The following is a 12,145-nucleotide window of genomic DNA, read 5'->3' on the forward strand; positions in this document are numbered from 1 at the left end:
GCGCGCCTAGCGCCCGGCCGGCAGGGCGTTGAACTGTTCGACCAGGTCCAGGCTCTGTTTGTGGAAGGCGGGGCGGGCGTGGACGCCGTCGGCGCCGAACTCCTCGGCGACGTCGGTGGCGGGCGTGTAGGCGGGCCAGGTGGCGGCCGGCGTGCTGGGATCGCTCTTCTTGGCGAAGGCGGCCCAGGCGTCGGTCATCGATGAGCTGAGCTTGCGGTCGTCGGCGGTGGCGGCGGGGACGGTCCGCGTGCCGATCGTGCGCTCGGTGTCGGGCAGGCTGCCGAAGACGTACATGAGCTCTCCCCCGTGGGCGAGGCCGTGGATCGTGGCGCGCTGCGAGGCCGGGATGTAGCTGTCGTAGTAGACCCAGGCCTTCTGGCCGTTCTTGACGTGCAGGCGGGCGAGCAGGCGGTCGGGCTCGATCACCAGGGATTCGGTGGAGAGGTCCCACTGGGCGAGCTGGGCGTTGGACGGCGAGCCGTAGGCGGCGGTGATCTTGTCCTTGAGCGCGCCGGCGCGGTCGAGCGGGGTGGCGGTGGCGAACAGGCTCGCCTCCCAGCTGTTGCCGCCGGCGATGTAGGGCACCTTCTGCTCGCGCCCGGCGGCGAAGGCTTTGGCCGGGCCTTCCGGCAGGACGGTCCCGTCGAGGATGGGGGTGATCTGGCCGGCGGCCTTGGAGAGCTGCAGGGGCGAGAGCGCGCGCAGCTGCTTCATGGCGTCGGGGCCGCTGGCCGTCACGCCCAGGCCGGCGGCGTAGGCAGCGCCGACCTTCTCGGCCTGGTCCATGGGGAGGCCCGGGATGCGGCCGAAGCCCGACTCCGAGATCGCCTTGGCGAAGAGGCCCGTGGCCTTCGGCGAGGCCATCAGGTCGTTGATCAATATGCCGCCGGCGCTCTCGCCAAAGGCGGTGACGTTCTTCGGGTCGCCGCCGAAGGCTGAGATATTGTCCTGCACCCATTTCAGGGCCGCCAGGTTGTCCATCATGCCGTAGTTGGCGAGCGGGCCGGCGGGCTGTTCGGCGGTGAGCGCCGGGTGGGCGAAGAAGCCCAGGCGCCCGAGGCGGTAGTTGACGGTGACCAGCACCACGCCGCGCTCGGCGAAATGGGTCCCGTCATAGAGGGCGTTGACGCCCGAGCCGCCGGTGAAGGAGCCGCCGTGGATGAAGACCATGACCGGGATCTTGGCGCCGGGCTTGAAATTGGCCGGCGTCCAGACGTTGAGCTGCAGGCAGTCCTCGGACTGGTTGGTGTCGCTGGGCACAGCCCGCATCTGCCAGCACTGCGGGCCGAGCTTGGTGGCGTCGCGTGAGCCGGACCACTTCGCCGGGGCCTGCGGCGGGCGCCAGCGCAGGTCGCCCACCGGCGGGGCGGCGAAGGGGATGTCCTTGAAGCTGGTGACCGCGCCCGCGGTCGCGCCGTGCAGCTCGCCCTGGGCGACCTTGACGGTGTCGGCGGCGTGGGCTGCGGTGGCGCTCAGGGCGAGCGTGGCCGCGGCGGCGGCGAGGAGGGTGCGGATGCGCATGTGGTCGTCCCTAGATGTCCCGCTTTACGAGTGGGCGGTCCCGCTGCGGGCGGCGGGGCGCGTTGGCCGTGAGTTGAGCCGGGGCGCGGACGCCAGGTCAAGCGGGGTGGAGTGTGGCGCCGGATATCGAGGTTTGGATTTCAGGGTGGAGAGACGGCAGGTGGGATTCAATGATGTCGGCTCTTGGGCGGGGATCATTGCGAAGGGCTGATAGGGTGGATAACTAGGACGGGACGCGCCAGAAAGTGGAGTTGCATGGTCGAAGCGTTTGAAAACGTCCTGCTCGTGGCGTTCCTCCACGTTCCGCCGCCAGGCGCCCTGAAGCTGTGGAGTGCGGCTTTCGATGAGGAGCCGACGGGTTATCAGACGCCTCCGCCGGGTCTGTCTCCGATCCACAACCAAGCCTTGGTGCAAGGAAACGTCGACGGCTATGCCGTTACTCTGGGTGTGCAATCGGCGCGAGTAGACATAAACATTTCGGCCCCGAACCCAACGCAACCGATGGTGCCTCCTCCGTCTGTGGGCGATCTCCAAACTGCGATAGATTTCGCTATCGCTCGAATGGCGAAGCTTCTCCCGAATCTAAAGGTTGGTCGCGCGGCGATGGTCGTGCAGGGCCACACCGCGACGGAAAGCGACGAGAAGTCGATCGAGGTAATTAGAGGGTGGCTCCCGACGCTTAAAATACCGGATCAGTCAACTGACGTTACATATCAGGTGACCGTTCCTCGGGCCTCGACCGTGCGAGATGGGCGGCTGATCAATCAGTTGTGCCGGTGGCAATCCGTCCAAATGCAGATGATCCAATTTCAAATTGGCACAGCGATGCCCTCCAAGCCTGTCTCAGGTGCCTTCGTCGCGGTCGTTTACATTGATGTTTTTGGCAAAGATCTAGAGGTGATGGACGACGAGGCAGCTCTAGCGGCGCTGAAGGAGGTCTCTGAACGCGCGGCGATATTGGCAAGCGGGGGCATCAATGAGCTCAGTTGACGCCGCAGTCCTGATGGAAATGGCTGGTGGGATGGTCGCTGTCGCGACCGCCGAGCGCACAATCGAGCCTCCTCCGGAGGGATGGAGTGGCAACAAGCTGCCTCAAACCCGGATCGTCACGGAGACGATATCCGCGAATATGGGCGCGGCTGGCATTGGCATCGCCAATAGCTGGAACACCTACTTCGTCGGGAATTATCCGCAGGCCATCGGTGCGATGCAGATGAATGCATTGTCTCCTAAATCCGCGGAGAATTTCTTTACTTACTCGAGCTACGGTTTTCAGCCTCTAGAGAGGGTCGAATTTCCCGTGGCAACGTCATTGGAAGTCCAGCAACTGCGCAAGGATTTCGAGTTATTGGCCTCTGAGGTTCGAAAGCTCTCAGCTGGTGAGCCACGACTTTCGATGCCGGAACTTAGTCCATCCGCTCCCCGCGGCTACCAGGCGGCATCGTTAGACGAGCTGAAGGTCGATTTGGGAACGGAGATTTCCGGTGATGCTTGGTTAGATTTGTTCGACTTCGCGGCCGAAGCAGAGACGCAAATTCCCTCGGTGGTGCTGCTAGCCGCTGAGAAGGGATTGAATTCAGACGACCCGGCGGTGCGCAGCGTGGCAGCGCGTGCCCTAGTGGCTTCTGGCGAGGTCGCGCTCGTCGAGAAGGTGCGTCAGGCCGTCGAGCGCGAGCCGAACTCTCTTGTGGCGCGCACAATCACGAGTGCGTTGAGGGGTGCGGCGGGTTGATCGCACTGCGCAAAATCATGGCTCCCAAGGTTTGGATGCCAAAGTTAGAGCGCGGCGTGGATGCGGCCAATCCTCCCCTCCCGATGTTGGCGGAATTGACCCCATCCGCCGAGGAGGTCGACCACTTTTCAATCTACGAGGTTGAGGACGAAGAGAAAGCCGCTGTGGTCGCCGCAGCGCTCGCCATGGTCAGCGGCATGGGGCCGACAAGGACAGTGTTTGCGACGGCGCAGATTGAATTGCTGGCTGCGGGCGGGTTGAAAATTCAAAAGACAGCCGGCGAGACTCACGTCCCGCCAGTCGATGCGTTGCATCGGAACCTTGGTGTTCCCAATCAGGGGGCACTGGCACTTGTCGCCAGCCATTTCATCAATTCAGAGCCGATAATCGTTGAGCTCGATCAAGTGCGACGGGCGGTGCAGACGTTAGCGCTTGCTGGCCACTATGATTTTGCAGCGATCGCGTATGCGCGTCGCAAGTCGGGTAATCCGCGGGCAATCTGTGAGAGCGCCCTGAGCCTCGTTGCCACAAAACATCTCATTGTTCAGCCACCTGAAGCGGCTGCGGCGTAAGCCGCAGCGCGCCTTACTCCTGGGGCCGTCGGTCCGCAAGCGAGCCTGAGGCTCCGCGCTCAAGGTCGTGCGCAAGGACGTCCGGCGGCTTTACTTCCGCGGCAAGGTGGGTCGACATTCGGGGTCTTCGCGGCGGAGGATGATCCGGCCATGACGCTTGCCGCTGACAGCGCGCCCCTGGCGCCCGACCTCTATGACTATGACTTCGAGAACGATCCGGTGGCGACGCTGGCGCGGCTGCGCGCGGAGGATCCGGTGCACTGGTCGCGGCATGGGGTCTGGTACCTGACCCGCTATGACGACTGCGCCATGGTGCTGAAGGACCCGGTGCGGTTCTCCAGCGCGGCGGCCGGCTGGGGCGGCGGCAACCCGCTGGCCCGGGCGGGCGGCGACGCCGCCGGCGCGTCGGAGACCGAGCGCGGGCTGAGCCGGACGCTGGCGCAGTCGTTCAACCAGATGGATGCGCCGGACCACAGCCGGGTCCGCGCGCTGGTGGTCTCGGCCTTCTCGCGGCGCAGCGTCGAGGCGCGGCGGGAGCGGATCGTCGAGGTGATCGACGGTCTGCTGGACGCGGCGGGCGCCAAGGGCCGGTTCGACCTGATCACCGATTTCGCCTTTCACGTGCCGATCATCGTGGCGAGCGAGATCATCGGCATACCGACTGAGGATCGGGAGCGTTTCCGCGCGGCCTTCGAGCTGACCGGCCGGCTGATGGCGCCCAAGCGCTCGGAGGAGGAGTGGGCGCAGGCGCTGGAGGCGGGGCGGTTCGTGGGCCGCTACACGCGCGACCTGATCGCGCAGCGGCGGGCCGAGCCGCGCGACGACCTGATCAGCGCGCTGATCGCCGCGGAGGATGAGCGGGGCGCGCTGAGCGATCCGGAGCTGTCGTCGGCGATCAGCACGATCTACACGGCGGCCGGGACCACGACGGAGCGGATGATCTCCAGCGGGCTATACCTCTTGCTGTCGCATCCGGAACAATGGCGGGCGCTGGTCGCCGACCGCGGCTTGGTGGCTTCGGCGCTGGAGGAGATCCTGCGGTTCCATCACCCGACCCAGTCCACCTCGACCAATCGTCGGTGCACGGAAGACGTCGAACTTCGCGGCAAGCGGCTGAAGGCCGGCGACACGGTGCGCGTGGGCCTGGGCGCCGCCAACCGCGACCCCGAAGCGTTTCCGGACCCTGAGCGGTTCGACATCGCCCGGAAGATGGCCGTGCCGCCGTTGTCGTTCGGCGCGGGCCCGCATTTCTGCATCGGCGCGGCGCTGGCGAGGTTCGAGGCGCGGCTGGCCATCGAGGCCATCGCCGACCGCTGGCCGGACCTGACGCTGATCACTACGGCGCCGGTGAAGGATCCGCGCCGCCATGACCGCTATCGCGAGCTGATCGTGCAGACGGGCTGAGGCTCTTCGGCGCCTGGGGCCCAACCGCCGCCGCCGTCCCGGCGCGAAGCGGCGAATAGTTGTACAGCGTGGGTCCGTCGCGGCCCGGCCGCCAAGACATGCGGGTCGGCATTGCGAGGCCTCAGCCGCGGTCCGGAGGCGCTTCGCCAGGCCCGCCGCCGAGACGCAGGCGACGATGCCGGGCCAGGAGGCCATCGTGGGTCGGCGGAAGCCGCTGAAGCGGGATCTTGCTGAGCGCGGACGCCGACGCCAGCGAAGGGCTTTCCGCTTCGTTCCCGCGGCATCGGGCCATGGCCAGGCCGCACCAGAGGTCGATGGGGTACCCGGCCATGGTCAGGCGGGCCGCAGCATGGGCGGCGCGGCGAGGGGGTCGGTGTCAATCACGCCGCCGGTCATCGACTGGGACATTGGGAACTGATCTCAAGCGCGGGCCTCCAAGGTCCGCACGAGAAGTCTCCCACAAAGGCCCGCAAGGGTTCGATGCGGCTTTCGCCTGCCGGCGTAAGGGAAAGATCAAGGCCGGGGGCTGAGGCCCCTGTGCATTTTCCACAACTGAAGGAGGTTCCGATGGCTAAAGGCACATCGACGCGCGGGCCGCAGCCGCTGTCCGCTGCGAGCGACGGGCGCGCTGGCAAACCCATGTCCGCGAAGGTCCTGCAGGCGTCGGCTCGGCAAATGAGCGACCTGGCGCTGGAGACCCTGGCGGCGATCATGCGGGGCGACGGGCAGGACAGCGCCAAGCTGGCGGCGGCCCGGGAGGTGCTGGACCGTGGGCACGGCAAGCCGAAGCCGGCGGCGAAGGAGAAGGCCAAGGCGCCGCCAAAGGCCGGCGGCATGACCGTGATCGTAAAGCGCTACAGCGACGTCACGCCGGAGGATGAAGCCGAGCACGACGCGACGCAGGCGCTCTTCGAATGAAGACGCTGATGTCCGGGCGCTGGGAGGCCCGCGACTACCAGAAGCCGCTGCTGGCCTACCTGGAGAACGGCGGGCTGCGGGCGGACATCGTTTCAGGCCGGGGTCGGCGTGGCGATCCCCGGCGCGCAGGTGAGCGGCAGCGTCGACTGCAAGGGCAATCCTGCCGCTCTCCCGACCGTCGCCGCGCCAGGGCCGGCCAAGCCCTAGGCCGTGACGCGACGGGTTTCCGCGATGCGGAATGAAGATGCGTCTGGCCTGTCGGCGCGGCTTCGAGCCATCTATCACCAACGGGGGCGTCGGCGGAGGGCGATCTCCCCAAGGCCGGGAGGTTGTACGCATTGACTGGACCACGCGCCGGATTGCGCCGCCTGCTGTCCGAGCCCTTGACCCATTTCGTGATTCTGGGGGCGATCCTGTTCGCGTGCGGCCAGATCTACGCCGCCCGCACCAACGTCTTCCGGATCGAGATCACGCCGGCCCACGTGGCGCAGCTCTCGCACAAGTATGCGCTCCAGTTCGGCGGCCCGCCCGATCCGCGGACCCTGGACCGGCTGGTTCGCGACGACGTCCACGACGAGATCCTGTTCCGGCAGGGCATGGCGCTGAAGCTCGACCAGGACGATGAGATCGTGCGCCGGCGGATCGTGCAGAAGGAGCAGTTCCTGCTGCAGAACCTGAGCGCGCCCGCGGAGCCGACCGACGCCCAGCTGACGGCCTACTACGCCGCCCACCGCGATCTCTACGCCGCGCCGCCGCGAGTGACTTTCAGCCACATCTATTTCGCCGTCGGGCCGGGTGGCGACGCGGCGGCGGAGGCGCGGGCGAAGGCGGTGCTCGCCAAGCTTTCGACCGGGACGACGCGCGGGCCGGAGTTAGGCGACGCCTTTCCCGACCTCTACGACTTTTCCGCCTTCGAGCCGGAGCAGGTTGAGCGGCTGTTTGGTCACACCCAGCTATCGCAGGCGGTATATTCGGCGCCCGTCGGCCGTTGGTCCGGCCCGTTCCGCTCGGCCTACGGCTGGCACCTGATCCACGTCGACGCTCGCGCAGCCGGCGGCCAGGCGCCGCTGTCCGAGATCGCCGACCGGGTGCGCAGCGATTATCTGCAGGCGGCCAGCGACCGGGCGAACGCACAGGCGTTCGATAAGATCGCACGGCGTTTCACAGTGGTGCGTCAGGATGTGGGGACGCGGCCATGAGGCGGCTGTTGTTGGCCCTGACGATGCTCTTCGGCCTGGCGATCGCCGGGGCGACCGCCGCCCATGAGGTTCGGCCCGCTTATCTGGAGATCGATCAGACTGGGCCCGGCGTCTACCAGGCGATCTGGAAGCAGCCCACCATGGGCGATGTGGCGATCCACCTCGTCCCGCACCTCTCCAACGGCTGGCTGGAGGAGACGCCGGTCGACCAGTACGCGGCCGACGGGTTCCTGATCCGCCGCTGGGTGATCCGCAGCGGCAAGGCCTCGCCACTGGACGGTCAGACCGTCTCCATCGAGGGGCTGCGGGACACCATCACCGACGTCTTTGTCCGCGTGAGGCTGCAGAACCGGACGGGCCTCGACACCATCGTGCGCCCAGAGGCGCCGCAGGCGCGGCTGGTGCTCGGCAAGGGCGCGCCAACCACGGTCCCGGCCTTCCTGCTGCTGGGGATCGAGCACATCCTGACCGGCCCGGACCACCTGCTGTTCGTCCTGGGTCTGTTGCTGATCGTGCGCGACCGCTGGTCGCTGCTGAAGACGGTCAGCGCCTTCACCCTGGCCCACAGCCTCACGCTCGCCGTGGCGACGCTGGGACACATCCAGCTCTCGACGCCGGTGCTGAATGCGCTGATCGCGCTTTCCATCCTGTTCGTGGCGCCCGAGGCGATCCGCGCGCAGCGGGGCGAAGACAGCCTGACCACACGCTATCCGTGGGTCGTCGCCTTCGCGTTCGGGTTGCTGCACGGGATGGGCTTCGCCAACGGCTTGTCGACGCTGGGCCTGGACAAGGGCGCGCTGCTGGCGGCGCTGGTGCTGTTCAACATCGGCGTCGAGATTGGTCAGATCGCCTTCATCGCCGTGGTGTTGGCGCTGCGCCGAGCCTTCAGGCTGATGGCCATCGAGTGGGCGCGGCCGATAGCCCTGATCCCGAGCTACGCCATCGGGGCGCTGGGCGCGATGTGGACGATCCAGTACGCCACGATCGTGTTCGGAGCCACATAATGGCTCGGCGGTTCCTTCGCTCCCTGGCCGCAGCCACATGCGTCGCCTTGATCCCAGCGGTGGCTCAGGCGCACCTCGTGGTGACGGGCATGGGGCCGATCTATGACGGGATCGACCACTTCGGCCTGAGCCCCGAGGACTCGGTTCCGGTGGTGGCGCTGGCCTTCTTCGCGGGGCTGCGAGGGGCGGCGACGGCGCGGCTGTTGCTCGCAGCCCTGCCGCTGGCGTGGCTGGCGGGCGGGCTGATCGCGCTCAGCGGAGTGGCCATTCCCGCGGCAGGTTTGTCGGTGGCGACGGCGGTGGCGTTCCTGGCCATCGGCGGGCTGCTCGCGGCCAATGTGAGACTGCCGCCGGCTGTCAGCGCGGCGGCCGCGATTGGCCTCGGCCTCTTGCGAGGATTCGCCGATCTATCGGGGACGGCATTCAGCGGCGGGCATCTGCTGACGCTGGCCGGCATGGGGGCCAGCGTGTTCGTTGTCTTTGCGCTTGCCGCATCGCTGACCCTGCCGCTGAAGCGATTCTGGATGATCATCGCCATCCGTGTTGGCGGCAGCTGGCTCGCCGCGCTGGGCCTGCTGTTGGCCGGATGGGCCTGGCGCTACGGCGCACGCGCGTTCTGACGAGGTGCGGCGCTGCGTCCACGTACTCGACAGCGGTGAGCGCGGATTGGGGCTTCACGCAGCCCCCGGCGTTGGCTATAGCCGCGCCTCGCCTTTCGCCGCGATAGCTCAGTGGTAGAGCGCATCCTTGGTAAGGCTGAGGTCCAGGGTTCGAATCCCTGTCGTGGCACCATGGTTCCCCAGGCGTTTTCCGACGCTTGGGGAACCACCAATTTTTCCCCGACCCTGCATTGGCCCATGCCGCCCTCTGACAAAGGTCCAAAGCCCGTCCCGCCGTCGCGTGAGGCGAAGCTCGCCGAGGCGCTGCGCGCGAACCTGCGGCGGCGGAAGGCGGGCGCTGCGTCCAAGACGCCGCCCCTGGCAAAACCGAAATCCGTGGACGAGACCTGAGCGGGCCTTTGCGCCTGCCGTGGCGCACGCTAGATATCGAGGGTCGCGCCGCCTCGACGACTCCCCGAAAAGCGCGGCCGTTTCGAAGGATTGGGATTGGACCGCATCGCCATCACCGGCGGCGCGCGGCTGCAGGGGGAAATCCCGATCAGCGGCGCCAAGAACTCGGCCATCAAGCTGATGGCGGCGAGCCTGCTGACCGAAGAGGCGCTGCGCCTCACCAACATGCCGCGCCTGGCCGACACCCGCTTCCTCGGCAAGCTGCTGCAGCGCCTGGGGACCGAGGTCGTGGAATCGGTCGGTGAGGACGGCCCGGAGACCCTGCTTCGCACGCCGGAGATCACCAGCGGCTTCGCGCCCTACGACCTGGTCCGGCAGATGCGGGCCTCATTCAATGTGCTGGGTCCGCTGCTGGCGCGCACGGGCCAGGCCAAGGTCTCGCTGCCGGGCGGTTGCACCATCGGGGCGCGGCCCGTCGACCTCCACCTGAAGGCGCTCGAGGCGCTTGGCGCGCGGATCGACCTGCACGAGGGCTACGTCTACGCCCAGGCGCCGCGCGGCCTGAAGGGCGCGGTCATCGATTTCCCCTTCGCCTCCGTCGGCGCCACCGAGCACGCCATGCTGGCGGCCGTGCTGGCCGAGGGCGAGACGCTGCTGACCAATTCTGCCTGCGAACCGGAGATGATCGACCTCGCTGACTGCCTCAATGCGATGGGCGCCAAGGTCAGCGGGGCGGGGACCTCCACCATCCGCATCCAGGGGGTCAGCCGCCTGCACGGCGCGACCCATGCGGTGATGCCCGACCGGATTGAGACCGGCACCTATGCCCTGGCCGCGGCCATGGCCGGCGGCGAGGTGCGGCTGACCGGAACGCGCAGCGACTTTATTCAGGCGATGATCGACAAGATGATCGAGGCCGGCGTCGAGGTGACCCCGCACAACGACGGGCTGACCGTGCGCCGCAACGGGGCGCTCCTGAAGGCGGTGGAATTCGAAACCGGCGTCTATCCGGGGTTCCCGACCGATCTGCAGGCGCCTTTCATGGCGCTGATGACGTTGGCCGATGGTGAGAGCGTCATCCGGGAAACGATCTTCGAGAACCGCCTGATGCACGCGCCGGAATTGCGGCGCATGGGCGCCGATATCAGCGTGCAGGGCGGCGAGGCGCGGGTCCGCGGCGTGGCGTCCTTGGAAGGCGCCCAGGTGATGGCCACCGACCTTCGGGCCTCCGTCTGCCTGGTGATCGCGGGTCTGGCGGCCCGCGGCGAGACCATGGTCAACCGCGTCTACCACCTCGACCGCGGGTTTGAGCGGTTGGAGGAGAAGCTCGGGGCCTGCGGCGCCCAGATCCGCCGCATCAAGGGCGACGGCGACGGCGACGAGGACTAAGCCGATGGGCAAGGAGGTTGAGCCGAAGCAAAAGATCGGGCCGCTCCGCCTGCTGGCCCAGGACGCCGACGACCTCGCGATCCTCTCGGCCGCCATGCAGGACGCTGTCGCCAAGGTCGGCGACATCAAATACGAGGCCAAGGCGCGGCGGCTGACCATCGCTTTCAACCGCTATTGCTGGGAGGTCGATGGCGGCGCTCGGGTGCGCTCGGGCCTGCAATTAGGCGGCGTGCTGAACGTCCAGGCGCGCCGGATCCGCCGCAATGCGCGCGACGCCGTGCTCGAGGTCCTGGCGGTCACCTTCGACGAAGGCGAGGCGCCCGGCGGCATCGTGACCATCAGCTGCGCCGGCGGCGGCGATCTGCGCGCGGTGGTGGAGTGCGTCGACGCGGTGCTCGCCGACATCTCCGAACCGTGGCCAACGCCCAGGGCGCCGACCCACAAGGACTAGACTGCGCGGCATGGCGCTCGGGGCCGCGCGCGGCTAAAGAGGCCGCGCCATGCGCCGCTTCCGCTTTACAGACCCCGATTTTGAGACGGCCTTCACCGCCTTCATCGAAGAGCGGCGCGAGACCCCGGAAGAGGTTGACGCGGTGGTGCGCGATGTGATCGCCGCCGTGCGCGCGGAGGGCCTGGCGGCGCTGCTGCGCTTTGCGAAGGATTTCGACCGCGTGGAGCTGGACGAGACGTCCATCAGGGTCAGCGAGGCGGAGATCGAGGGCGGCGCCGCGGCCTGTCCGCAAGCGGTGCGCGACGCCATCGCCTTCGCCGCGGAACGTATCCGCAGCTATCACGCACGCCAGCGGCCCGCGGACCTGCGCTTCACAGATGAGGCCGGGGTCGAGCTGGGCTGGCGCTGGACGCCAATAGAGGCCGTCGGCATCTACGTCCCGGGCGGCCGCGCCGCCTATCCCTCCACCGTCCTGATGAACGCCGTGCCAGCCGCGGTCGCCGGCGTCGAGCGGATCGCCATGGTCACCCCGCCCGGGCGACTGCAGCCGGCGGTGCTGGCGGCGGCCAAGGCGGCAGGCGTCCATGAGATCTGGCGCGTTGGCGGCGCCCAGGCGGTGGCCGCGCTGGCCTATGGCGCCGGGCCGATCCGGCCGGTCGACAAGATCGTGGGCCCTGGCAACGCCTTTGTGACGGCGGCCAAGCGCCGGGTCTATGGCGCGGTCGGCATCGACGCGCTCGCTGGTCCCTCAGAGATCGTGGTGGTGGCGGACGGGGCGAACAGGCCCGACTGGATCGCCGCCGACCTGTTGTCGCAGGCCGAGCACGATCCGGCCGCCCAATCCATCCTGATCACCGACGACGAAGCCTTCGCCGCGAAGGTCGAGGCTTCAATCGCCGAACAGCTCAACACACTCTCCACCGGCGAGGACGCCGCCGCGTCCTG

13 protein-coding genes and 1 tRNA gene are annotated in these 12,145 nt (G+C 67.8%); 13 read left to right on the forward strand and 1 reads right to left on the reverse strand.

Going from position 1 to position 12,145, the window contains the following annotated elements:
• Positions 1-6: 6 nt before the first annotated feature.
• Entirely contained in the window at positions 7-1,521 is a 1,515-nt protein-coding gene (locus VKQ35_RS10990) for a carboxylesterase/lipase family protein (RefSeq protein WP_324361486.1), read from the reverse strand.
• A gap of 255 nt (positions 1,522-1,776) precedes the next feature.
• On the opposite strand from VKQ35_RS10990, the gene VKQ35_RS10995 reads away from it, so the two are divergent.
• The 13 genes from VKQ35_RS10995 to hisD form a co-directional block, all read left to right on the forward strand.
• Positions 1,777-2,511: a hypothetical protein gene (locus VKQ35_RS10995; RefSeq protein ID WP_324361488.1), complete on the forward strand. Its 735-nt coding sequence runs from the start codon at positions 1,777-1,779 to the stop codon at positions 2,509-2,511.
• Positions 2,498-3,253 (forward strand): HEAT repeat domain-containing protein, encoded by a 756-nt coding sequence (locus tag VKQ35_RS11000; protein WP_324361490.1) that lies wholly within the window; start codon positions 2,498-2,500, stop codon positions 3,251-3,253. Before VKQ35_RS10995 ends, VKQ35_RS11000 begins: the two co-directional genes overlap by 14 nt.
• A complete protein-coding gene (locus VKQ35_RS11005; protein ID WP_324361492.1) occupies positions 3,250-3,825 on the forward strand; it encodes a hypothetical protein in 576 nt (191 codons plus the stop codon). The genes VKQ35_RS11000 and VKQ35_RS11005 overlap by 4 nt, the downstream gene beginning before the upstream one ends.
• Positions 3,826-3,975: 150 nt before the next feature.
• The gene (locus tag VKQ35_RS11010) at positions 3,976-5,229 is read left to right on the forward strand and encodes a cytochrome P450 (RefSeq protein ID WP_324361494.1); all 1,254 of its coding nucleotides are present in this window, start codon (positions 3,976-3,978) and stop codon (positions 5,227-5,229) included.
• A gap of 639 nt (positions 5,230-5,868) precedes the next feature.
• Entirely contained in the window at positions 5,869-6,147 is a 279-nt protein-coding gene (locus VKQ35_RS11015) for a hypothetical protein (RefSeq protein WP_324361496.1), read from the forward strand.
• Positions 6,144-6,389, forward strand: coding sequence for a hypothetical protein (locus VKQ35_RS11020; protein ID WP_324361498.1), 246 nt, complete (start codon positions 6,144-6,146; stop codon positions 6,387-6,389). The genes VKQ35_RS11015 and VKQ35_RS11020 overlap by 4 nt, the downstream gene beginning before the upstream one ends.
• Before the next feature lie 96 nt (positions 6,390-6,485).
• On the forward strand, positions 6,486-7,346 hold the full coding sequence (locus VKQ35_RS11025; RefSeq protein WP_324361500.1) for a peptidylprolyl isomerase: 861 nt from the start codon (positions 6,486-6,488) through the stop codon (positions 7,344-7,346).
• On the forward strand, positions 7,343-8,350 hold the full coding sequence (locus VKQ35_RS11030; RefSeq protein ID WP_324361502.1) for a HupE/UreJ family protein: 1,008 nt from the start codon (positions 7,343-7,345) through the stop codon (positions 8,348-8,350). The genes VKQ35_RS11025 and VKQ35_RS11030 overlap by 4 nt, the downstream gene beginning before the upstream one ends.
• A gap of 47 nt (positions 8,351-8,397) precedes the next feature.
• On the forward strand, positions 8,398-8,970 hold the full coding sequence (locus tag VKQ35_RS11035; protein WP_324361504.1) for a HupE/UreJ family protein: 573 nt from the start codon (positions 8,398-8,400) through the stop codon (positions 8,968-8,970).
• A gap of 97 nt (positions 8,971-9,067) precedes the next feature.
• Positions 9,068-9,142: transfer RNA gene (locus VKQ35_RS11040), tRNA-Thr, on the forward strand.
• 314 nt (positions 9,143-9,456) lie between these two features.
• On the forward strand, positions 9,457-10,749 hold the full coding sequence (gene murA, locus VKQ35_RS11045) for a UDP-N-acetylglucosamine 1-carboxyvinyltransferase (protein WP_324361507.1): 1,293 nt from the start codon (positions 9,457-9,459) through the stop codon (positions 10,747-10,749).
• Between the two features lie 4 nt (positions 10,750-10,753).
• Positions 10,754-11,200 (forward strand): DUF2948 family protein, encoded by a 447-nt coding sequence (locus VKQ35_RS11050; RefSeq protein ID WP_324361509.1) that lies wholly within the window; start codon positions 10,754-10,756, stop codon positions 11,198-11,200.
• Positions 11,201-11,249: 49 nt separating this feature from the next.
• A partial coding sequence (gene hisD / locus VKQ35_RS11055) for a histidinol dehydrogenase (RefSeq protein ID WP_324361511.1) occupies positions 11,250-12,145 on the forward strand: 896 nt, incomplete at its 3' end.

Source organism: Phenylobacterium sp. (assembly GCF_035309685.1).
GTDB lineage: Bacteria > Pseudomonadota > Alphaproteobacteria > Caulobacterales > Caulobacteraceae > Phenylobacterium.